The following is a 22,322-nucleotide window of genomic DNA, read 5'->3' as shown; positions in this document are numbered from 1 at the left end:
ACGCGCGGGTGCGGGATTTGTTCCCGATTTAGGCGCGGTCCCTGAGTGGATCGTCATAGCGCACCTGCAGTGTCATCAGCACAGGGCCGTCGTGGGCGCGGGCGTTCGCCAGCGCATCTGAAAGATCGCCAAATCGGGTGACGGGAAGGTGGTGCCATGCAAAGGCGCGGGCCAGATCGGCCCAATCGGGATTGCCGAAGGCCAGTGGCGTATGGGTGTCGGCCTCGTCCTCTTGTTTGGCTTTGATCAGACCGTAACCGCCGTCTTCCCAGACCATCACGGTCAGAGGGGTGCCAAGGCGGGTGGCAGTTTCCATATCCTGAATATTCATCATCACATCCCCGTCGCCACAGATGGCCAAAACATGGCCGTCTTTGTCGCGCAACAGATCGGCGGCGGCGATTGCACCGGGCAGGGCAAGGCCCATGCCTGCCAAGCCGTTGGCGATGATGATCTGGCCTGCGCGTTTGGGAATGAGCGAGCGGGCGACCTTCATCTTATGGGTTCCGACGCCTGAAAAAACGGTGTCTTGGGCGGTTAGCGTGGTTTCGACGGTGCGCAGGATGTCTTCTGCATAAAAGGTGGTGTCATCTGTGTTGGTTCGGCTGGTGGTCAGGTCATCCAGCATTGCGGCGCGTGCCTGTTTGGCCGCGGGGGCAAGGTCCCATTCGTGGCCGTCCAGACCTGCGGCAATGGCTTTGAGCGATGCGCCCAGACCGCCGATGATTTCCGCGCCAAGCGACCAGCCGACATCCGCCCCAAGGGGGGCGGCGTTCAGGGCGACAACGGGGATGCGGCCCCCGTCTGTCAGTGCTTGGGGCGGGTATTCGATGGGGTCAAAGCCTATGGCGATGATCAGATCGGCGTCTTCCAGCGCGGTGTCGATATGGTCGCGAAAGGGTTGGCCCACGCAAAACAGGTTCAGCGGGTGATCTTTGGGCAGGATGCCAGAGGCCATAAAGCTGGTGGCGACGGGGATGTTCAGGCTTTCGGCCAGATAGGTGAGCATATCGGAGGCATTTGCGCGGATCACCCCGTTGCCTGCCATGATCAACGGGCGCGATGCCTGTTTGATTTGTGCGATAGCGGCCAGAACAGCTTGGGGGGCTGGCAGCGGATCGGGTGTGTCTGGTTGGGGCAGGGGGGTGTGATTGACGGTCTGCTTGGCCAGATCTTCGGGCAGGGACAGGTGCACGGCACCGGGGCGCGGGGCGGTTGTCAGGCGCACGGCCTGTGCGATCACACCTGCCATGGCGGATGCGTTGGTGAGCGTGTGGCTGGCCTTGGTGACAGGTTGAAACAGCGCCTCAAGGTCGATGACCTGATGGCTTTCGGACAGAAACGCGCGCGAGCGGTCGGCCTGGGCGGTGATGGCCACAAGCGGGGCGAAATCAAGCGTGGCATCGGCGACCCCTGTCAGCAGGTTCGTGGCACCCGGCCCAAGAGTAGACAGGCACGCGGCGGGCCGTCCTGTCAGGCGGCCGTAGACAGATGCCATGAAAGCGGCGGCCTGTTCATGGCGGGTGAGGACAAAGCGGATGTCCGAGGCTTCGATGGCCAGCATGACATCGGTGTTTTCTTCACCGGGGACGCCGTAAATCGTGTCTATTCCAGCGGTTTCAAGGCATCCGATGAAAAGCTGTGCGCCTGTTTTTTCAACGCTCATTTACACCACCCCGAATGCTGTGATCGCATCCGCGACTTTGCGGTAGGCGGCGACATTTGCGCCGCGACGATAGTTGATTTTGCCGTCCTCGCGCCCTTCGGCGGCAGCGCGGGCGTGGATGTCCTGCATGATCTTTTTGAGGTTTTGGTCAATCGCATCGGCGCTTTCGAACTGGCCGTGGGCATTCTGGCTCATCTCGAGGCCCGAGATGGCAACGCCGCCTGCGTTGGAGGCTTTGCCCGGTGCGTAAGTGATCTTTGATTGCGCGATTTTATCCAAAGCGTCTGCGGTAAGCGGCATGTTTGCGCCTTCGGCCAGGATGATGGCCCCTGCGTTGATGATGGAGTGTGCCGCATTTGCGTCGATCTCGTTCTGGGTGGCGCAGGGCAGGGCGATGTCAAAGGACTGATCCCACGGCAGCGCATCTTTTTCAAAAGACAGGTTCAGATGTGCGGGCGGGTCAGAGATGTCCGCGCCTTTTTGTTTCTGCGTTCTCACCCAGTCGACAGCGTCTTGGCTAAAACCGTCATCGGCAATCAGCGTGCCAGAGGTGTCGGACAGGGTAACGACGATGCCATCTTCGCAAATCGCTTTTTCTGCTGCGTGGGTGGCGACGTTGCCTTTGCCCGAAATGGCGATGCGTTTGCCGCTTAGGGTGTCGCCTGCGTGGTCCAGCATGGCCTGGATAAAATAGATCAGGCCGTAGCCTGTAGCCTCGACGCGCATTGCACTGCCGCCAAAGGCCATCCCCTTGCCCGTGATTGCCCCTTCGAATTGACCTTTGAGCGATTTATACGCCCCAAAGAGGTATCCGATTTCGCGGGTGCCGACGTTGATGTCCCCTGCGGGCACGTCCATGTCAGGGCCGATGTAGCGTGACAGTTCGGTCATAAAGGCTTGGCAAAAGCGCATGATTTCGCCATCGCTGCGGCCCGAGGGATCAAAATCCGCGCCGCCCTTGCCGCCGCCAAGGGGCAGACCTGTCAGCGCGTTTTTGAACACCTGCTCAAAGCCCAGAAATTTGAGATCGGACAGGGTGACAGAGGGGTGAAAGCGCAGCCCGCCTTTATAGGGGCCGATGGCGTTGCAGGTTTGCACGCGCCAGCCGCGGTTAATTTGCACATCGCCTGCATCATCCACCCAAGTCACGCGAAACGAGATGACGCGGTCAGGCTCGGTCAATCGCTCAAGCACTTTGGCGGTGGCATAATCGGGGTTGTTCTTTTCAATGGTCAGCACGTCTGCTGCGACTTCTTCGACTGCTTGGAGAAACGTGTCCTGCCCTGAATTGCGCGCCGTGACGGGCTGCATGAATGTCTGCGTGAGGGCATGTCGGTCTGTCATTGAAAACTCCATTGCGTGTCGCGGCACCGCGGGCGCGGCGCAGGAGTTAACGTCAGCCTAGTCCGATTGTTCCATTTTAATCGCGCGCTTAACAACGTCGCGGATTGCGATGTCGGTGAAAGGGCGTGGCAGATAGGTGATGCCCGGCAGTGTGTCGTTTGACGGGTCGTTTGTGCAAATCACGGCGGCGCCCATACGGTTGCACAGCGATAGAATTTCGGCGTTTGTGCCCACTGCGTCCCACAAAAGAAGGGAAAACGGGCGTTGATCCAAAAGAGGCCCTGCCGTTTCAAAGGTGGTGATATCATCCGCTGCCGCAAATTCGATGAGCGCCTCTGACAGATCGGCGCGGACAAACGGATCTCTTTCGACAATAACGATACGCATTTTTACCCTCTTCCCATGTCATTATGGAACCAAAGGGGCCATCGCGGATTAATCTATGACATAGAAAGAGGAAAAAATGGCCACACATTGTGAAACATGTCCGCTGCACGAACGTGATTTGTTCAAAAAGGTGACGCCAGAGCAGCGCGCTGCCACGCAGAAATTCAAATCAGGGGAAATGACGATTGAGGCGGGAACGCCTATTTTGATGCAAGGGTCCAGCGCGCCGCAGCTGTATACGGCGCTGCGCGGCATGGGGTTGCGTTACACCGTGCTGCCCAATGGCGAACGCCAGGTGATTAACTTTGTGTTTCCCGGCGACTTTGTAGGGCTTCAGGCCGGTGTGTTGGGTGAGATGCAACATTCCGTCGAAGCAACGACCTCCATGACGCTGTGTGTGTTTGACCGATCCGAATTTTTCAATTTCATCAAAACGCATCCTGATCGAGGGTATGATCTGACGTGGATCGCCGCGACAGAAGAACATTTTTTGGGCGATACCTTGGCCACTGTCGGCCAGCGCACAGCGATGCAGGCGGTGGCGTGGGCCTTGCTAAAGATGTTTCAACGCGGGGACGCGCTTGGGTTGGTGCGCCGATCCAAGATGCCGTTTCCGTTTCGCCAGCAGGATCTGGCGGATGCGTTGGGACTGTCGCTTGTGCATACCAACAAAACCCTTGCGCGGTTGCGCGACACCCAGGTTGCTTCGTGGTCGGACAAGGCCTTGCAGGTGAACGACGTAAAGGCCTTGGCGGATTTGGCTGAGGTTGAGCTTGAGCCCCTTTTGAAGCGGCCGTTTTTGTAATGGCGCAGCGGGATTTGACGCAAGGGTCCGTGTTTTGGGCCCTGACAGTGATGTCCGCCCCCATGTCGGTGGGCATTTTGGCGGTTCTGAGTGTCGGGATCGCGGATGCCTATTTTCTGGGTCAGCTTGGCGGCGCGCCGCTGGCGGCGGTGGGGTATATTTATCCGGTGACAACCGCGATTACCTCGCTGGCGATTGGGGCCTCTGCGGGGGCCAATAGTGCGGTGTCCCAAGCGATCGGGCGCGGTGATGATGACGGTGCACCCGAGCGGCTTGCGTTGCATGCAGTTGTGTTTGGCACGATGTTGGGCGCTTTGGCGGCGTTGGTGTTCTGGATTGGCCATGTGCCTTTGTTTAGGCTGATGGGCGCGTCACCCGATGTTCTGGCCGAAATTTCAAAATATGTGCCGTTGTGGTGCCTGTCGTTTCCGTTTCTGGTGGTCATGATGATCACGAATTCGGTCTACCGCGCCTATGGCGACAGCTTTACCGCAGCTGCGATCATGGTGATGGCGGCTGTTGTGAACATTGGGCTGAACCCGATTGTGATTTTCGGATGGGGCATCATCCCTGACTTCGGCACAGGTGGCGCGGCGCTGTCGACGTTGATGTCGCGCGTTTTGGGTGCGGGTGTTGTTGTCGCTTTAGCTGTGCGCGCGGGCCGACTGGTGTGGGGGTGTTCGCCGTCAAAAGACGTTGGTGCATCGGTCAAAGAGCTTGGTTCTGTCGGTGGGCCAGCGGCGCTGTCCAATGCGATTAACCCCGCGGGAATGGCGGCGGTGACGGCGGCTGTGGCCACGTTGGGCGATGCGGCGGTGGCAGGTTTTGGCGCCGCGACGCGCGTGCAATCTGTGGCGCTGGTGGTTTTGCTGGCGCTGTCATCGGGGATTGGGCCTGTCGTGGGGCAAAACTGGGGGGCGGACAAACCCGCCCGGGCGCGTGCGGCTGTGGCCAGTGCATGGGCGGTCTGTGTGGGGTATGGCTTGGCGCTGTCGGTCATTCTATCTCTCGCGGCACCTTGGATTGCGGGGATGATCGCGCCTTCCCAAGAAGAGGCGGGGTATGCCACGCAATATTTGCAAATCGTGTCTTGGTCGCTTTTTGGTTACGGTGTTCTGGTCACGATGAATGCGGCCCTGAATGCGCGGTCAAAGGCGCTTTATGCGATGTCGCTTAGCGCGGGGCGCGTATTGTTTGTGTATCTGCCGCTGGCGTGGGTCGGCGTGATGGTCTTTGGATACGCGGGTATTCTGGCGGCGGCGATTGCGGCGAACCTTCTGGTTGTTGCAGGCGCGGTTTGGGCTGGTAAGCGCACCAATCTGATCAATGGTTTGGTGGGCGATTTCAAAGACGGCCTGACATAGAAAAAGACCCCGCGCATGAACGCAGGGCCTTTGGTTTCTATATCGGTGTCAGACGGTGCGCTGTTGCGATCGCGGACCGGCAAAAAACCAGATCACAAAACCGACAAGCGGCAAGATCAGGACGAGCAGACACCAGAGAACTTTCGCCCCTGTGGATGTGCCTGATCCGATGATCGACACAAAGGCCCAGACGTTAAGGACCAGGAGGATGAGGCTTCCGAGACCAGCGATTTCTACCATGACAGGCTCCTTTATTCACTTTCATGCCGTTAACGTGTGAGGCGAGGATTAGTTCCCGTCTTCGTCTTTGGACGCGTCATCCTTTTGTCCGTCAGGCAGTTGGCCTTCGGATTGCAGGCGGTCGCAACCTGTCAGGATCACGAAGGTCAGCACGGCCAAGATGCCCGCTTCGGCCAGAAAGCCCAAACCGCAAGCGATGCCGATGCCGCCAACGCCCCAGATGGCCGCGCCGCTGCCCACGCCGCGCAGCCGCCCATCGCTCTGGTTTGAGATGATCGCACCGGCGCCCAGAAAGCCGATGCCGCCCACAAGCCCCTGAATCAGGCGGGTGGGGTCTGCCGACAGGCCAGAGGTTTGTGAAATGCTCAGCGCATAATTCATGGTGATCATCATCAGCCCCGCCGAGCCGAGGCAGACCAGCATATATGCCCTGATGCCAAGCGGCTTGGATTTGCTTTCGCGTTCAAAGCCGATGAGAAATCCCAAGATCACAGCGACGCTGGCGCGCAGTCCGAACTCCCACAGATCAATCATTATGGGCAACCATTTCGTCTTTGACTTGGCCGTAAGCCATCAAGGAAAAGATCACGGTGCCTCCTACGATATTGCCTGCAAGCACTGGCAGGAAAAACTGCGTCAGCGCCTGACCCAGAGGCAACAAACCCTGCACCATAAGATACGCCATTTCCACCGAGCCTGCGATGATGTGGGTGAAATCGCCCGCGGCGATCAGCCAAGTGAAAACGGTGATGACCATAAATGCGCCGCCGTTGGCCTGTGGCAACATCCATACGATTGCGGCGACCAAAACGCCTGCAGGGATCGCGCGGAAAAACGCCTCGCCGGTCGGGAAGCCTGTGGCGTGACGCGATAGCTCGAGCATCGCAGGGGTCAGTTCGGGCGGGAGGGCAGGGGTGAACACAAAGAGGATGGCAACGGCAAAGGCACCCACCACATTGGCCGCCAGAACGATTAGCCAAAGACGCGCCACGCGCAGCAGCATCTTTATGGATGGATCGTGCATGGCCGGCAGGACAGTTGTGATCGTGTTTTCGGTGAAAAGCTGCATGCGGCCGAGAATGACAAGCAAGAAGCCAAGTGAATAGCCAAGGTTTTCGACAAGATAACTGTAGTCGGCCTGTGGCAGATAGGTGCGAAAGATCGCTTCGCCCACAACGGAAAAGCTGATCATGATGCCTGCGGCAATGCCCGACCAGATCAAAGCGCGTTTGGTGCGGTCCAGCTCTTCTTCGCCGTCACGACGAATGACCTCATAAAGATGTTTTGGCGCAAGTTTGGCCGCGCGTTCGACAGATTTTTGCTCGGTCGAATTTTCCATTTTGATCACGTCATCTGTGGAATTGGCTGAGTGTGTCATGGGTGGCCCTTGCGTTGTTTAACCTGCCTCAACGCGTAAGCGGCGGTTTGGTTGCACGGTGCAACGCGCCATACGGAACTTTCGGGCCTGCGCCGCCGTTATTGTGCAAGAGCATTTTAAGGAGAGACCCAATGGAAGAATTGGAAACGGTGGCGGCAGGCGCAACAAGTTGGATCGAAGGTTTGTTTCAGACCGAAATCTACGGGGGCAAGTCACTGGCTGACTATTTGACCTTTGAGGCGTTGGTCGGACTGGCAGGAAATGCCCTGGCCGCCACATTGATTATCATCTTGGGCTTTTTCATTGCGGGATTTCTGGGGCGCAAGGTGCGCAGGCTTGGGACCAATCACAAAAGTCTGGACGATACGCTGTTCAATTTTCTGGGCAATATCGTGCGCTATACGGTGCTGGCGTTCACGGGGCTTTTTGTTCTCAATACCTTTGGGGTCCAAACAACAAGCATAGTTGCGGTCATCGGTGCGGCGGGTTTGGCCGTTGGTCTGGCCTTGCAGGGCACGCTGTCCAACGTGGCGGCAGGCGTGATGATTATTTTGTTCAGGCCACTGAAGATTGATGACTTTGTGCAGGTCAATGACGTGATGGGCACGGTAAAGGACATCACGCTCAACTATATCGAGATTGCGGATCTGGGGAACGTGAAGGTCGTGGTGCCCAATTCCGAGGTGTGGGGCAATACGATCAAGAACTATTCGGTTTATGACACGCGTCGCGCCGAGTGGACCTTTGGTGTGGGGTATGGGGTGAACCTTGCAGATGCCGAACGCGTCATCCGCGATACGATCATGTCGGACGCGCGGGCGCATACGACTCCTGAACCTTTCATTCAGGTCAACGGTCTTGGCGGTAGCAGCGTGGATTTTCTGGTGCGGGTTTGGTGTGACAGCGCCGAGTATTTTGCATTTCAGGCAGACATGAAGCGCAAGGTCAAAGAGGCGCTGGATGAGGCGGGGATCGACATTCCTTTCCCCACGCGCACGATCGTTCATGAGGGTCCGATGCACCTGCGGACGGCGGAAAGTGAAGATGTTGCTGCGGAATAATCTCATGAAAACAAATATTTACGGAAATTGATGATTTTTCCGGAACTTTGCGCGGCTGGCCCGTGTTGGGTATCCGAGCGCCACAACAGCGCAAAACAAACGAAGGAGTTAGTTATGAAACGCACAGTATTTACATCGGCCATTGCCCTGATCGCAACAGCAACCATCGCAGGTGCAAACAGCGTCTACAGTGAAATCAACGAGACAGAGCTGCAGCGCTATATTCCTGGATTGGAAGTCGAAATTCTTGATGAAACGACAGTCCTGTCGGCCATGAATATCGCGACAGGCGGCGAAACCTTTTCGCAAAAAGAAGGTAAGCTGAAGGCGCTACTGATGGATGCAAACGTGATGGTAATGGGCACCGACAATCAGCCCGTCATGATCATTGATGCGCCAGACCATGAAGCGGCTGCAGACGTCTACAAGTCGGCGATTGAGCGCTTCATTCCCGAGGCCGATTTTGCGGCACTGACGGATGAAGAGATTGCATCAATGGCAAACGTTGTCTTTAGCGGCGGCACATTCAGCCAGAAGAAAGGCAAGTTGGACGGTCTGTATATGGACTATACATCGTAAAACTTGCGCCAATCGGCACAAAGAAGGGAAGCGTTTTGCGCTTCCCTTTTTCTTTGCGCGGCAGGCTGGCCTTAGTTTGTGGTGATAAGGCTCAAAATCGCCTCACGATCACCATCAAGAAGAGGTGCGCCCGTCCGTACGGATGGCCCGTCATGGGTTTGTTTGATCGGACAGCCCAGAACGGACATCCAGCCACCCATCGGATTTGTGGCCTGCACGGTCATATTGCGGTGTTGTGTTTGCGGATCGTTCAGGGCGGCTTCGACGCTCAGGACAGGGCCGGCGGGCACTCCGCCATTGTTAAGCACTTCGGTCCATTCATGTGTCGTCCGATCATTAAAGCGGGCTTGGACTTCCGATTTGATGGCGTCCCTGTGTTCGATGCGGGCCGCGTTGGTGGCAAAACGGGGGTCATCCAACAGAGCGCTGCATCCCAGAATGGAAAACAGCCGTTCGACGATACCATCGTGAGACACCGCAACAGCGATATGCCCGTCGCGCGTATCAAACAGTCCATATGGCGCAACAAGCGGATGATCGTTGCCAACGCGCGGCAGGCTATGGCCCGTCGCAAAGGTTTCAGTGGCCATGTAAGACAAAAGGCTGATCATGCTGTCAGTCATGGCGACATCAATGGCGTTAAATTTGCGGTCTAATTTGGGGGTCGCAAGGGCCGCGGTGATGCCGATGGTGGCATAAAGCCCTGCCACAAGGTCCGAGATCGGAAGGCCAGAGCGTAGGGGTGGCCCGTCCTCAAAACCGTTGGTGAACATAAAACCACTCATGGCCTGTGCCACGAAATCAAAGGCGGGCCGCTGTGCGTAGGGTCCGGTTTGACCAAAGCCTGAAATATGGCAGGCAATCAGCCTTGGGTTCAGGTCTTGAAGGGCTGCGTCCGACAACCCCATCTTGTCCATTGTGCCTGGCTTGAAGTTATCGACCAGCACATCTGCGGTTTTGATCAGGCTTCGAATGATCTGCATATCGCCCGCGTCGCGCGGATCCAAAGCAATCGAGCGTTTGTTGCGATTGAACGAGGCGAAATAGCTGCTCATCCCCTCGATCATTGTGCCTTGGGCGCGCAACGGATCGCCCTTGGGACTTTCGACTTTGATCACATCCGCACCCAGATCCGCCAATTGCTGCGTGCAAAACGGGCCAGAGATAACGCGGGTCAGATCAATAACGCGGATGCCATGCAAACTCATCCGACGGCCCGTGTAATGCCATCGAGCGGAATGGTTGTTCCAATGGGTGGCGCCTTGAGCAAACGTGCAGGAAGCGGGCGCCCCAAGGCTTTTGATAACCAATGGCCCGTGTCGATGCAGGCATCAAGATCAAAGCCTGTTTCATAGCCTTCGGCATGAAGGAAATGAACCAGATCCTCGGTCGATACATTGCCCGTTGCACCCGGTGCAAAGGGGCAACCGCCGATGCCGCCGACCGAACTTTCATAGCGGGTGATACCCAGATTGATGCCTGTCAGCACATTGGCTAAAGACAATCCGCGCGTGTCGTGCAAATGCAAGATCAGGTCCAGATCCGGAACCTCGGCCCGTAAGGCGTGCACCATCTGCGTGATCTGCGAGGGGGTGGCAGTGCCGATTGTGTCGCCCAGTTTAAGCTCGCTGAAGCCAAGTGCATGCAATTTTTTGGCGACTTGCACGGTTTGCCCAACGGGTGTGACCCCTTCGAATGGACAGCCGAAAGACGCGGCAAGGGCGGCAACGGCGCGTTTTCCTTCGGCCTTTGCCAAGGCCAACACCGGTTCAAACCGCGCCACGGCCTCATCGACCGAGCAGTTGCTGTTGGCTTGCGAATGGCTTTCGGTGGCCGACATGAAACACACCCATTCCTGAACGGCGGTTTGTGCCGCGCGTTCTGCACCGCGCAGGTTTGGCACAAGCGCCTGAAGGGTGATGTCGGGGCCAGCGTCCAGTTGTGCAATGACTTCGGCGGCGTCGGCCATACGGGGCACGGCGCGCGGCGACACAAAGCTGGTAATCTCAAACCGGCGCGCGCCCGCGGCAATCATGCGCTTTGCCAATTCGACCTTGATTTCGGTGGCGACAGGCTGCGGCTCGTTCTGCAAACCATCGCGCGGGCTTACTTCGGTAATTTCGATATGCATGTCTGCGCCCTCCCATGTGTTCGTCGCAAAGGTAGCTGCATTTTTGGGGATGCCAATCCAGAATTTGGTGCTAGATTGAATTCCGCTGGCAAAAGACCAGTCTTTGGGAGGAGAAAATACATGCGTCTTACAACACTTTTGACGTCAAAGCTGAGCCTTGTGGCCGCTTCGTTTATGGCCGTTTCTGTTGCGGCACCAGTGCAAGCAGCGGAATGCATTGCGCCGTCGAACCCTGGTGGTGGTTGGGATTTCACCTGCCGCACAATCGGGCGGATCATGCAGGAACTGGACCTTGTGGATGGCAACGTGCAGATCACAAACATGCCTGGTGGCGTGGGTGCTGTGACTTATGCGATGGTGGCGAATGAACGCCCTGATGATGCAGAGCTTTTCGTGGCGACCTCAACCGTTGGGATTACGCAGATTGCGCAGGGCCGCTACCCTGCGCCGCTGGACGCCATGCGTTATATTGCAATGTTGGGCGCGGATGTGGGCGTGATTGCAGTGGATAACGACAGCCCGATCCAGACCCTTGCTGATCTGAATGAAATTCTGGTGTCTGACCCCGCTTCGGTCACGACGGCGGGGTCGTCGTCTGCTGGTGGTTGGGACCACCTGCGTTTGCTGATGGTTGCGCGTGAAGCAGGTCAAGAAAGCCTTGGCGATATTCGTTGGGTCCAATTCGATGGCGGCACCGATGCGGTGACCCAGATGATGGGCGGCCAGATTGATGTTGTCTCAACCGACATTGGCGAAATTGCGGGCTTCATTGAATCGGGTGACATCCGCGTGCTGGCGGCATTGTCGGACGAGCCGATCCCTGCCTTCCCCGATATTCCCACGGCGAAAAGCCAAGGCATTGACGTGACAGGGTATAACTGGCGCGGCGTCTATACGGGCGGCAAGATCACAGATGCGGAATACGACAAATGGGTCTCCGATCTTGAAACGCTTTACAATTCGGAAAACTGGCAGACGGCTGCGGTTGAATTCGGGCTGGTTCCGATTTGGCGCGGTGGTGCTGACTTCGAAGCCTACGTGCGTGAACAGCGCGACGTGATGGAGCAGATCTCACGCGATATTGGTGTGATCAACTAATGAGCATCAGGCTCGGTGGCGTCGCGATCTTTGTGATCGCGGCGCTTTATACATATTACGGCAAAGACTATTCGGCGCCCTTTGGTGATGTGCTTGGCCCTGCGGTGTTTCCCATGATTGTGGGCATCCCTTTGATGGTTCTATCGGGATCTTTGATCGTCTTTCCATCGGGTGAAGTGACGTGGCCCGCCCGCAACCACCTATTGCGGCAGTTGGCTGCCTTGGCGGTTTTGGTCGGGTATGCGCTGTTTCTTGTGCCGCTCGGCTTTCCTATTGCGACTTTTGCGTTGATCGCGCTTTTGGGTATGGTGTTGGGCGGCGCACCTGTCAAAGCCTTGATCCTTGGAGCATCGATGTCTCTGGGATTGTGGGTGTTATTTGATCAAATCCTGGGATTGCCTTTGGCGTTCCTCGGCTCGCTGTTTGGAGATTTCTAAGTGGAAACCCTGTCTCTTTTAGCGGGCGGTTTTGCTGTCGCCTTTACCCCGCTGAACCTGACGCTTTTGTTTGCAGGTTGTTTTTTCGGGACACTTATTGGGGCGCTTCCGGGGCTTGGGCCTGTGAACGGCATCGCCGTTTTGATCCCGCTGACGTTTGCGTTCGGATTTGATCCTGCGTCGTCGCTGATCCTTCTTTCTGCGGTCTATTTCGGAACCATGTTTGGCGGGCGTATCAGCTCGATCCTGCTGAACATTCCTGGCGATGAACCCGCGATCATGACCACATTGGACGGGTATCCGATGGCCCGTGCGGGCAGGGCGGCAGATGCCTTGGCCATATCGGGTGTGGCGTCATTTGTGGGGGCGACAATCGCGGTAATTGGCTTGTCTCTCTTTGCGCCGCTCCTTGCGCGCGCGGCGATCCATTTCGGACCGGCTGACTATTTCGCACTGTATATTCTGGCCTTTGCCACGATCGGGGGCATTTCAGGCATCGACCCACGTAAGACGCTGATTTCGGCATTGCTTGGGCTTATGATTGCGACCATCGGGATTGACCCTATTTCTGGCATCCCGCGTTTTACGGGCAACAACTATCACGTCTATGATGGAATTGAGCCGATTGTGGCGCTTGTCGGATTGTTTGCAATTTCAGAAATCCTGTTTTTGCTGGAAAAGACAGTGAAGGAGCGGACCAAAGCCATCCATGTCGAAAGCTGGTTGCCGTCCTGGAAGGCGATTTGGATGACGCGTTGGGCAATGCTGCGCGGTTCGTTCGTGGGCTTTGTTGCCGGCGTCTTGCCGGGGGCGGGGGCATCGCTTGGGTCGGTCATGTCCTACACGGCGGAAAAGCAGAAATCGAACCGCGATGGCACTTTCGGCAAGGGCGATCCGCGCGGGGTCGCCGCACCTGAGGCGGGCAATAATTCAGCTTCGGGCGGTGCGCTTATCCCGATGCTGTCGTTGGGTGTGCCAGGGTCGGGCACAACGGCGGTGATGCTTGCAATGCTCATTTCGCTGAACGTTCAGCCAGGTCCGCTTTTGTTTGAACGGCAGCCTGAATTGGTTTGGGGCCTTGTGGCATCGCTTTATATGGCGAATGTTGCGCTACTGATCCTGAACCTGCCGATGATTGGCATCTTTACGCGACTGATGGCTGTGCCGACTTGGGCGTTGATGCCGATTGTGGCGGCTGTCAGTTTTGTCGGTGTGTTCTCGATTTCGAATTCGACGTTTGATCTGGAGCTGATGGTTGCCTTTGGGGTTGCAGGCTACATCCTGCGGAAGATGGACATCAATCTTGTACCACTGGTTCTGGGCCTTCTTCTTGGGGGCGATATGGAGCGAAACCTGCGCCGAGCGATGTCGATCTCTGATGGCGATTGGAGCATTCTGATCGCAAGTCCGATTTCCATCACGCTCTATATTCTGACCGCAGGATTCCTTGCGCTATCGATTTATTTGATGCGTCGTGAAAACATCCGCGAAAAGGCGCTGTCAGAGTAAGATCTGAGCCAAGATTAGCCGTAAAGCAGTCCTTATCGGCGGTTATGACAGGTCCGCACTCTCAGGCAGCTAAATTCGGATAGTAGTTGTCAAATCCGATTTCATTGGAAAAATCGTCATCAAACAAGAGCAATTGCATAAGTGCTTCATCAGTGGTCGGCGCGGACTGGCTACCGGTTGCGCTTCTTCTTAATTCTTCGCATTCTTGTTGCCATGACATTTCAGATGCCATTGCTTGTATTCACCGACCTTGATGGCACTTTGCTTTCACATGCAGATTATCAATGTGATGCGGCGTCTTCTGCGCTTGAACGCCTTGCAAGCATTGGTGCAGGTGTTGTCATGGCCAGCAGTAAGACTGCGTCCGAGATCTGTTTGTTGCGCAATACGCTGCGGCTGCAAAACTGGCCTGCAATTGTTGAAAACGGTGCAGGTCTGTTGGAAGCGCATGCGCAGCCAACAGCGGACGGCGCTGTCTATGCAAAATTACGCGCCAGGCTAGAGGAAATTCCGCACTCCTTGAGGCGAAACTTTCAGGGGTTTGGAGATTTGGATGTTGCCGAGATCGCCGAGCTGACGGAGCTAACACTGCCTGCCGCCGCGCTTGCAAAAGAACGCGCATTTTCCGAGCCCGGAGTATGGCGCGGCTCGCAAGACGAGAAGGCCGCTTTTCTTGATGCGCTGAAAGCGCAAGGCTTGTCGGCCCGTTCAGGCGGGCGTTTTTTGACGGTGTCTTTTGGGCAGACCAAGGCAGACCGTATGGCGCAAATCATTGATGCTTTCGCCCCGCGTCACACGATCGCGCTTGGCGATGCCCCGAACGACATTGAAATGCTGGAAGCGGCTGATTTTGGTGTGATTGTCGCGAACCCGCACCGCACGCCCTTGCCGCCACTTGCTGCAGAAAAGTGCGGCAGGGTTATTCGCACCACGCAAGCCGGACCTGAAGGCTGGAACACTGCAATCATAGAGCATTTGGAACGGCTCAAATTGTGAAAAGGACGAAATGACATGGCTGATTTCCATCAAAACGGAAATATCACCACTTTGCATAACTTGCGGACAAGGTCCCTTGACGAGCTGACTTATGAGCTTGAGACATTTGCCGCTAACAGAAACATGTCGCTGGTGCTGCCGTGTCTGTATTCCGAGTTGGAAACGCCCGCGATGCCGCGCATTTTGGAAGAGCTGGCAAAGGTGCCGTATCTGCACCGCATTATAATTGGGTTGGATCGGGCGGATGAGGCGCAATACCGTCATGCCAAAGCGTTTTTCAAAGGGTTGAACCAAAATCATATCGTTATTTGGAATGACAGCCCGCGGATGCTGGCCTTGGGTGCAAAGCTTGTCGAGATGGGGTTGGCGCCATCAGAACCAGGCAAAGGCAAGAATGTTTGGTCTGCCATCGGATATTTGATCGCATGCGAGGACAGTGCGGTCATGGCGATCCATGATTGTGATATCCTGACCTATACAAATGAACTGTTGGCGCGCTTGATTTATCCCGTTGCCAATATGAATTTTCCATACCAATTGGCCAAAGGCTACTATGCGCGCGTCGGCCAGGATCGGCTGAATGGACGTGTGTCGCGTTTGTTGGTCAGCCCACTTCTTATTGCATTGAAGAAGGTTGTCGGAGATCGGGACTACCTCGATTACTTGCGAAGTTTTCGCTATCCGCTCTCGGGTGAATTTGCCATGCGGACGTCCATGCTTCCTGATCTAAGGATACCTTCGGACTGGGGGCTTGAGATCGGTATTCTGTCTGAGGCCTGGCGCAATCTGGCGCCGCATGCCGTTTGCCAAGTCGAGATTGCTGACCAATATGATCACAAGCATCAGGATCTGAGCGAAGAGGATGCAAATGCAGGGCTAAGCCGCATGTCCACCGACATTTGCAAGGCAATCTTCCGTAAACTTGCCGCCGAAGGGACTGTTTTTACGCCCAATGTCTTTCGGACGCTCAAGGCAACCTATTACCGCTGCGCGTTGGACGTGCTTGATGCATATTACAACGACGCCAAGATGAATGGTCTGCACATCGATCGCCATCAAGAAGAGCGGGCGATTGAACTGTTTGCCGAAAACATTATGCGGGCGGGCCAATTCTTTTTGGACAATCCACACGAGACACCGTTTATTCCAACATGGAACCGTGTTCACTCGGCTGACCCGGGCTTCTTGGCCGAACTGCGCGCGGCGGCCACGGCAGACGAGGCGGAATTCAGCTAAGGGCGATTGGTAATCCACATGCACTGATAAGGTGCGATTACGATTCCGGACGCATCCGCGTCGACCTTGGTTTCGCCAAGAAGGTCGACCCAAATCTGATCTTCGATCAGATTGAGTTCAGCTGCGGAAATTGTGACTGCGGTGTCGCTGACGTTGTGGATCGCAAAGATGGATTGGGCGCGATCAAGGCTTTGACGCCAGATGCCAAAGAGACGCTCGTCCCCCAAATTTACCGTGAATTGGGTTGCGTTAGGGTGAAAAGCCGCCTGCTTTTGCCGAATTTTCAGGCGTTTGGAAAGGTCCGCCAATACGCGCGCTTGTGGCGTTCTTGGATCATCAAGCTTTTGTCGCAGACTTGGGTAATCCCACCGATGACGATTGATGGCACGGTTCATCCCACGGTGTTCGACCCCATCATGGTCGTTGGGCGTGGCCAGCATCGCGTGGATGTAGAATGCGGGTATCCCCTCAAGCGACATGACGATGGTCTGCGAACAGATAAATCGCGCGTGATGATAGTCATCCGCGCCCGCAAAGGTGCGTGACATGGCATCATAAAAAGTTGTGTTCAGCTCATAAGGGCTTTCGCTGCCGTCTGGCAGCGTGCGCATCGAGACCAGTCCCCCGATGTCCTTGATCGTGTCGATCACCTGCTGTTTTTCATCTTCTGGCAAGAGGCCCTCGGCGGGACGCATGCCGATCCCGTCGTGGCTGGCTGTAAAGTTCAGATAGGCGCAGCCCATAGGTGCAGGCGGCATCGCACGTTGCCAGCGCCGCAAATGCTCTGCATTGCCAGACATCATCGCGTGTAAAATGAGTGGCGGCAGCGGGAAGTTATAGATTGCATGGGCTTCATCGCCACGCCCAAAGTAGCTCAGGTTTTCGGCCTTTGGGACGTTGGTTTCTGTCAAAAGGATGATTTTCTCTGTTGCGAAGTCGCACAGCACGCGCATCAGTTTGATCAATGCATGTGTCTGGGGAAGATGGATTGATGGCGATCCGACCGCTTTCCACAAAAACGCAACCGCATCGAGCCGGATAATCTGGATCCCATTATCGACATGCAGACGAATGATCCGAAGAAATTCTAACAACACCTCGGGATTTCGAAAATCCAGATCGATCTGGTCATGGCTAAAGGTGCACCAAACATGGCGTATGCCATTAGTTGTTTCGACCTCTCGAAGAAGGGGGGTAGTTCGAGGGCGCACAACATCCCGAAGGTCATCATCGGGGGACGCTTCGAAAAAGAATTTGTCATAGGGCGCTTGGCCTTGGCGATAGGCATTGAACCAACTGCCCTGGCTGGACACATGGTTCAGAACAAGGTCTGACATGAGCGTGAAATCTTCGGCAATCCGATTGATATCGGCCCAATCGCCCAGTTGGGGGTTTACCGCACGAAAGTCCGATACAGCAAAGCCGTCATCAGATGTGTATGGGAAGAATGGCAGGATATGAACGGCGTTCAGTGTGCCGTCCAAGTAGGTGGCCAAGAAGTCTGCGAGCAGATCAAGTGGTTTATGAACCCCGTCAATGACGGAATTTCCATAGGTGATCAGCAACGCATCCTTTTGTGACCATAGCGAGTTGCCGGCGGCACGGGCCCTTTGGCGGCGGGGCGCACCTTTGGGCCAAAAAGCATCGATGACCAGACTGGTTAAAATATCACTATCAAGTTCTGGATACACTTGCTTGAGAAGTGCCGAAACTCTCGGACCAATCGAACCTTTGGCGTCATTCATCGCAATGGAACCCATGTAAACCTACTGCTGTACCTTACGTTAACCATCAGTGATAAGTTTAGCGAGGTCATGTGAGCAAAGTCAGGCACCCGTCCAATCGCATTTGGCGAAACGACCTAAAATTAGGGCAGCCCGCCGTGCGGAACGCCAATTCTTTGTGCTTGGTAAAACCCGGCAGGTTGTACGGGGCCAAGCGCGGGTGAATACTGTCATGTCCCAATCCAGGCCTGAAACAATAGGCCGCTGGCAAGGGATCCTGAAAGGGCAAGCCCGACATAGAGAACAAACACACTGCGCTTGGCGAGGGCCCAGACCGCTATCGCAGCGGGCAGGGAAGTGACACCACCCGCAACAAGAAAGGCAAGTCCTGCACCTGGCGCCATGCCTTGCTCAACCAGTCCTGACACAAGTGGCAGTGCGGCGTAGCCATTGAGATATGCAGGCACACCAACAAGTGTCGCTGTCAGGATTGAACCGATCCCATCACCACCCACGACATTCGCCACAAGATCGGCGGGAATGAACGCGATCATCAGGCTTTCAAGGACGAAGGCCAGCGTTAGCCATTTCGCCAAAAAAAGAGTTGTCGAAATCGAAGCGCTCCAGAATTTCGCACGGCGTTCAGGGGATTGCCAAAAAGCCCAGACGGGCGGTTGTGGGTCACGGACACTGGACGCGCCGCAGCCTTCGTTTCCAACGCCTTCGCGCAGTGGTTCTGCGAACGCGCCTGCGCGGGTCAGTACAAGGGTCACATAGCCGCCCACAAGGCCGAGCCCGATAGCGGCAACCGTCTTTGCAACTGCAAATTCCAGCCCCAGAACCCCGACAGTTAAGGCAAACATAGACGGGTCAATGACGGGCGACGCGAGCCAGAATGCCATGACTGCCGACAACGGCACGCCCATCGCCAAAAGCGCTGCGATCAGTGGGATGACACCACATGAACAAAAAGGAGACAGGCCACCGAAAGCCGCTGCCACAAAAATCATAACCACGGGTGCGCCCGTAAACGCCTTGGCGATCAGCCCGTCAGCGCCGGATGCGCTGGCATAAGCTGCGACACCGATGGAAAGGGCGAGATACGGCGCTGTTCCCAACAATGCTTGGGCAGTGAATGACAGGCTTTCCAAGCCCTGATGCGGATCAAATATACTGACGACTATCAGGATCACGATTGTAGTCAGCCAAACGCGCTGTTGCGACCAAACTGCGCGAATGAGTGCGGCGCCGCGCGTGATAGATGGATAGGAAAAATCACTCATGGTTAAATATCCAGTTTTATAGTTATTTCAGGGCAGAAAAATAGAAGCATGCATCATGCGGCATCATTTCTCACCAATGCCACACCCTGACAACACTCTGATGTCAGGAAAGACAGCGCCCGATCCATCGCTGCGAAGTCAGCAAAATTTACAACCTCTCGCCCGCGGCGAACCTGTCGAACCAGTCCTGCACTGACAAGCGTTTTAAGGTGATGGGCCAGCGTCGATAGCGGCAATTTGGTATGTTCAGCAATGTCGCCGACGATAAGACCTTCATTTCCTGCACGAACAAGAAGGCGATACACATCAATCCGCGCCTCATGACCAAGGGCTGCAAGTGCGCGGGCTGTATCTTTTGAAATGCTCATATCCCCACATAACTAGAAAAATAGTTTTAAATCAAGGCATATTTACTTGTGCCCGTTTGGGTATCTACGAACGGTCAATTATGACGGCAGTCTTCCGCAAATTGGTCCTACGACCCACAGCGCAATATCTTGTGCCCTCGTGCCTGAAGCTGCGTGCGCAACGTGGAAAAACCGCGCAAGCTACTTAAAAATTAAGCATTGTGGTAAGGTGAAGGTCAAATAACCGTTCAAACTCTGGCGAATCCGATCCGAGTAGTGCTCCATTTTTTGAATATGTGAAGGGACCAAGGATGGAGACAACACCGTGTTTCGACGAGATGTGGGGCAGCGATGAACGGCTTCGACAGCCGTATCAGCAGTTTTATTCTTGGTTCGGTGGTGAAGATCCAAAACGCCTGCGATCAAAGCAACGAGAAGCCGAAGAGCTTTTTCGCCTGACAGGGATTACCTTCAACGTCTATGGGCGGGACGAAGCGGAAGAGCGCCTGATCCCCTTTGATATCATTCCACGCATTATTTCAGGCCAAGAATGGTCACGCGTCACCAAAGGGATCGAACAACGCGTCCGCGCCATTAATGCCTTTCTTCATGACATTTATCATCGCCAAGAGATTGTGAAGGCCGGGCGCATACCACTTGAAATGATCAGCCAGAATTCCGCATTCGAGCCAAGCATGATAGGTTTTACGCCGCCCGGTGGGATTTATACGCATATTGTTGGTGTCGACCTTGTGCGCACGGGTCCAGACGAGTTCTTTGTTTTGGAGGACAACGCCCGCACGCCAAGTGGCGTCAGCTACATGCTTGAGAACCGAGAAACCATGTTACAGATGTTTCCCGAGTTGTTTTCGAGCAATCGCGTGCGAAGCGTTCAGAATTATCCCACAGACCTGCGCCGTTCGCTTTCGGCCTGCGCCCCATCTGCCACAACCCAACAGCCAGTCGTCGCCGTTCTAACCCCCGGAATTTACAATTCGGCCTATTATGAGCACGCGTTCTTAGCCGATCAAATGAGCGCAGAACTGGTCGAGGGACATGATCTACGTGTGGTCGATGGGCGTGTCGCGATGCGCACCATTCACGGCTATAAACCGATTGATGTGCTTTATAGGCGTGTCGATGATGACTATCTCGATCCCCTGAACTTCAATCCCGATAGCCAATTGGGCGTTCCGGGCATCATGGATGTCTATCGGTCGGGGGGCATCACCATCGCCAATGCGCCCGGAACGGGGATTGCCGATGACAAGGCGATATATAGCTATATGCCTGAAATCGTAGAGTTTTACACAGGAGAACGGCCCATCCTGAAAAACGTGCCGACATGGCGTTGTTCGGAACCTGATCAACTGGCCTATGTGCTCGATAATCTAGAAGAGCTGGTCGTCAAAGAGGTTCACGGATCAGGCGGCTATGGTATGTTGATTGGCCCCACTGCGACCAAAAAAGACATCGCAGCTTTCCGGCGCAAACTTGCCTCGCGACCCGCCAACTATATTGCGCAACCTACGCTAAGCTTGTCGACTGTGCCGATCTTTGCCCGTCAAGGGCTGACGCCTCGGCATGTGGATTTGCGCCCCTTCGTCCTTGTCGGTCCGGACGAAATAAAGGTGACGGCGGGTGGATTAACGCGGGTTGCGCTACAAAAGGGTTCGCTTGTGGTGAACTCCAGCCAAGGTGGCGGCACCAAGGACACTTGGATCGTGGAGGATTGACGCGATGCTCGGCAAAACGGCCAATGGTATTTACTGGATGTATCGCACGCTTGAACGGGCAGAAAACACCGCCCGGCTGATCGAGACCGGGCAGCGCATGGCGCTCACGCGTCTTGAGATGGGCGAGAGTGAGTGGCGCTCGGTGCTGCAATCGGCCGGCAGTCTGGATCAATTCGAAGCAACCTGGGATGAAGTTTCGAAAGATGCAGCGATCGATTGGTTGTTGCGTGACCGAGACAATCCATCATCGGTCTTATCGCTGATCGAAGCGGCACGGCAAAACGCAAGGCTTGTCCGCACGGCCCTTACGCATGAGGTCTGGGAAGCTACAAATGCCGCTTACATGAACGCCCGCAAGATGCTGGCACGCAAAGTAATCGAGCGCGATCTGCCCGGTGTCCTCAGTGCATTGCGCCAGCGAACAGCTTTGGTGCGCGGGATGACCCATGGCACGATGCTACGTAACGAGATCTATGATTTTGCGCGGATTGGAACGTTCATTGAACGGGCCGACAACACCGCACGCATTCTTGATGTGAAGTATTATGTTCTACTGCCGTCTGCCAGCGCGGTCGGAACATCCCTGGACAATGTGCAATGGGAAACCATCCTTCGTTCTGTGTCTGCACGAGGCGGATTTCGGATGGCCTACGGTGCCGGTGCAGGCACCCGAGAGATTGCGGATTTTCTAATCTTGGACAAAAGGATGCCGCGGTCTTTGGCATTTTGCGTGCGCAAGCTCAGCGACAATCTCAATTTCCTGAACAATGGTTTGACCCATACAAGCCTTGCAAAACAAAAGGCTATTCATTTTGAACGCACCTATCTTAGTCATGATATCGACGCGGTCTTTGACTTCGGCCTGCATGAATACATCCAAAAGGCCTTGGGGCTCCTGGCTGACCTGTCTGTGCAAATTGAAACGGACTTTCGGTTTTATGAGTAAGTCATGCGTCTGATCATCCGCCATAAGACCCGCTACGTTTTTGCCACGCCGGTCA

Annotated in this window: 23 protein-coding genes; 11 read left to right on the top strand and 12 right to left on the bottom strand. The window is 55.5% G+C overall.

Annotation, left to right across the window (positions count from 1 at the left end):
• Positions 1 to 28 precede the first annotated feature (28 nt).
• From L1065_RS13930 to L1065_RS13920, 3 genes are read right to left on the bottom strand one after another with little or no spacing between them, the layout of a single operon-like run.
• Entirely contained in the window at positions 29 to 1,666 is a 1,638-nt protein-coding gene (locus L1065_RS13930; protein WP_237096118.1) for an acetolactate synthase large subunit, read from the bottom strand.
• Positions 1,667 to 3,010 carry an NADP-specific glutamate dehydrogenase gene (gdhA, locus tag L1065_RS13925; RefSeq protein WP_237096117.1) on the bottom strand — a complete coding sequence of 448 codons (1,344 nt, stop codon included), beginning with the start codon at positions 3,008 to 3,010 and terminating at the stop codon, positions 1,667 to 1,669.
• Positions 3,011 to 3,067: 57 nt separating this feature from the next.
• The gene (locus L1065_RS13920) at positions 3,068 to 3,397 is read right to left on the bottom strand and encodes a hypothetical protein (protein ID WP_237096116.1); all 330 of its coding nucleotides are present in this window, start codon (positions 3,395 to 3,397) and stop codon (positions 3,068 to 3,070) included.
• Positions 3,398 to 3,473: 76 nt separating this feature from the next.
• On the opposite strand from L1065_RS13920, the gene L1065_RS13915 reads away from it, so the two are divergent.
• Both L1065_RS13915 and L1065_RS13910 read left to right on the top strand, forming a co-directional pair.
• Positions 3,474 to 4,202, top strand: coding sequence for a Crp/Fnr family transcriptional regulator (locus L1065_RS13915; RefSeq protein ID WP_237096115.1), 729 nt, complete (start codon positions 3,474 to 3,476; stop codon positions 4,200 to 4,202).
• A 50-nt stretch (positions 4,203 to 4,252) separates the two neighbouring features.
• Positions 4,253 to 5,566, top strand: coding sequence for an MATE family efflux transporter (locus tag L1065_RS13910; protein WP_237096114.1), 1,314 nt, complete (start codon positions 4,253 to 4,255; stop codon positions 5,564 to 5,566).
• 48 nt (positions 5,567 to 5,614) lie between these two features.
• Here L1065_RS13910 and L1065_RS13905 read toward each other — a convergent pair whose 3' ends face one another.
• From L1065_RS13905 to L1065_RS13895, 3 genes are read right to left on the bottom strand one after another with little or no spacing between them, the layout of a single operon-like run.
• Positions 5,615 to 5,806 (bottom strand): PLD nuclease N-terminal domain-containing protein, encoded by a 192-nt coding sequence (locus L1065_RS13905; protein ID WP_237096113.1) that lies wholly within the window; start codon positions 5,804 to 5,806, stop codon positions 5,615 to 5,617.
• A gap of 48 nt (positions 5,807 to 5,854) precedes the next feature.
• Positions 5,855 to 6,340 (bottom strand): MgtC/SapB family protein, encoded by a 486-nt coding sequence (locus L1065_RS13900; RefSeq protein ID WP_237096112.1) that lies wholly within the window; start codon positions 6,338 to 6,340, stop codon positions 5,855 to 5,857.
• Positions 6,333 to 7,184, bottom strand: coding sequence for a formate/nitrite transporter family protein (locus L1065_RS13895; protein WP_237096111.1), 852 nt, complete (start codon positions 7,182 to 7,184; stop codon positions 6,333 to 6,335). The genes L1065_RS13900 and L1065_RS13895 overlap by 8 nt, the downstream gene beginning before the upstream one ends.
• A 131-nt stretch (positions 7,185 to 7,315) precedes the next feature.
• On the opposite strand from L1065_RS13895, the gene L1065_RS13890 reads away from it, so the two are divergent.
• Both L1065_RS13890 and L1065_RS13885 read left to right on the top strand, forming a co-directional pair.
• The gene (locus L1065_RS13890) at positions 7,316 to 8,245 is read left to right on the top strand and encodes a mechanosensitive ion channel family protein (protein ID WP_237096110.1); all 930 of its coding nucleotides are present in this window, start codon (positions 7,316 to 7,318) and stop codon (positions 8,243 to 8,245) included.
• A gap of 114 nt (positions 8,246 to 8,359) precedes the next feature.
• Positions 8,360 to 8,824, top strand: a complete 465-nt coding sequence (locus L1065_RS13885) for a hypothetical protein (protein ID WP_237096109.1) — start codon at positions 8,360 to 8,362, stop codon at positions 8,822 to 8,824.
• A gap of 71 nt (positions 8,825 to 8,895) precedes the next feature.
• On the opposite strand, the gene L1065_RS13880 is transcribed toward L1065_RS13885, so the two are convergent.
• Both L1065_RS13880 and L1065_RS13875 read right to left on the bottom strand, forming a co-directional pair.
• Positions 8,896 to 10,032, bottom strand: a complete 1,137-nt coding sequence (locus L1065_RS13880) for a CaiB/BaiF CoA-transferase family protein (RefSeq protein WP_237096108.1) — start codon at positions 10,030 to 10,032, stop codon at positions 8,896 to 8,898.
• Positions 10,029 to 10,955 carry a hydroxymethylglutaryl-CoA lyase gene (locus tag L1065_RS13875; protein ID WP_237096107.1) on the bottom strand — a complete coding sequence of 309 codons (927 nt, stop codon included), beginning with the start codon at positions 10,953 to 10,955 and terminating at the stop codon, positions 10,029 to 10,031. Before L1065_RS13875 ends, L1065_RS13880 begins: the two co-directional genes overlap by 4 nt.
• A gap of 120 nt (positions 10,956 to 11,075) precedes the next feature.
• On the opposite strand from L1065_RS13875, the gene L1065_RS13870 reads away from it, so the two are divergent.
• Genes L1065_RS13870 through L1065_RS13860 form a run of 3 tightly spaced genes read left to right on the top strand, consistent with a single transcriptional unit; the run spans position 11,076 to position 13,999 of the window.
• Entirely contained in the window at positions 11,076 to 12,053 is a 978-nt protein-coding gene (locus L1065_RS13870; protein ID WP_237096106.1) for a tripartite tricarboxylate transporter substrate binding protein, read from the top strand.
• Positions 12,053 to 12,490 (top strand): tripartite tricarboxylate transporter TctB family protein, encoded by a 438-nt coding sequence (locus L1065_RS13865; protein ID WP_237096105.1) that lies wholly within the window; start codon positions 12,053 to 12,055, stop codon positions 12,488 to 12,490. The genes L1065_RS13870 and L1065_RS13865 overlap by 1 nt, the downstream gene beginning before the upstream one ends.
• Positions 12,491 to 13,999, top strand: coding sequence for a tripartite tricarboxylate transporter permease (locus tag L1065_RS13860; RefSeq protein ID WP_237096104.1), 1,509 nt, complete (start codon positions 12,491 to 12,493; stop codon positions 13,997 to 13,999).
• A 61-nt stretch (positions 14,000 to 14,060) separates the two neighbouring features.
• Here the strand turns inward: L1065_RS13860 and L1065_RS13855 are convergent, their stop codons facing one another.
• Positions 14,061 to 14,231: a hypothetical protein gene (locus L1065_RS13855; RefSeq protein WP_237096103.1), complete on the bottom strand. Its 171-nt coding sequence runs from the start codon at positions 14,229 to 14,231 to the stop codon at positions 14,061 to 14,063.
• Here L1065_RS13855 and L1065_RS13850 point away from each other — a divergent pair.
• Complete coding sequence (locus L1065_RS13850; RefSeq protein ID WP_237096102.1) at positions 14,225 to 14,995, top strand: mannosyl-3-phosphoglycerate phosphatase; 771 nt, start codon at positions 14,225 to 14,227, stop codon at positions 14,993 to 14,995. The genes L1065_RS13855 and L1065_RS13850 overlap by 7 nt on opposite strands.
• 15 nt (positions 14,996 to 15,010) lie before the next feature.
• A complete protein-coding gene (locus tag L1065_RS13845; RefSeq protein WP_237096101.1) occupies positions 15,011 to 16,231 on the top strand; it encodes a glycosyl transferase in 1,221 nt (406 codons plus the stop codon).
• Here the strand turns inward: L1065_RS13845 and L1065_RS13840 are convergent.
• From L1065_RS13840 to L1065_RS13830, 3 genes are all read right to left on the bottom strand, one after another.
• Positions 16,228 to 17,976 carry a sugar phosphorylase gene (locus L1065_RS13840; RefSeq protein ID WP_237096100.1) on the bottom strand — a complete coding sequence of 583 codons (1,749 nt, stop codon included), beginning with the start codon at positions 17,974 to 17,976 and terminating at the stop codon, positions 16,228 to 16,230. The genes L1065_RS13845 and L1065_RS13840 overlap by 4 nt on opposite strands.
• A gap of 209 nt (positions 17,977 to 18,185) precedes the next feature.
• Positions 18,186 to 19,238 carry a permease gene (locus L1065_RS13835; protein WP_237096099.1) on the bottom strand — a complete coding sequence of 351 codons (1,053 nt, stop codon included), beginning with the start codon at positions 19,236 to 19,238 and terminating at the stop codon, positions 18,186 to 18,188.
• Positions 19,239 to 19,291: 53 nt separating this feature from the next.
• Positions 19,292 to 19,606: a helix-turn-helix transcriptional regulator gene (locus L1065_RS13830; RefSeq protein WP_237096098.1), complete on the bottom strand. Its 315-nt coding sequence runs from the start codon at positions 19,604 to 19,606 to the stop codon at positions 19,292 to 19,294.
• Between the two features lie 290 nt (positions 19,607 to 19,896).
• Here L1065_RS13830 and L1065_RS13825 point away from each other — a divergent pair, with 290 nt between their 5' ends.
• Together L1065_RS13825 and L1065_RS13820 are read left to right on the top strand one after the other, a co-directional pair.
• Positions 19,897 to 21,321: a circularly permuted type 2 ATP-grasp protein gene (locus L1065_RS13825; RefSeq protein ID WP_237096097.1), complete on the top strand. Its 1,425-nt coding sequence runs from the start codon at positions 19,897 to 19,899 to the stop codon at positions 21,319 to 21,321.
• Between the two features lie 4 nt (positions 21,322 to 21,325).
• Positions 21,326 to 22,267: an alpha-E domain-containing protein gene (locus tag L1065_RS13820; protein WP_237096096.1), complete on the top strand. Its 942-nt coding sequence runs from the start codon at positions 21,326 to 21,328 to the stop codon at positions 22,265 to 22,267.
• Positions 22,268 to 22,322 lie beyond the last annotated feature (55 nt).

This window comes from Nereida sp. MMG025, assembly GCF_021654165.1.
Taxonomy (GTDB): Bacteria; Pseudomonadota; Alphaproteobacteria; order Rhodobacterales; family Rhodobacteraceae; genus Nereida.
The sequence above is the reverse complement of the archived record's forward strand: the minus strand, read 5'-3'. Positions and strand labels throughout refer to the sequence as shown.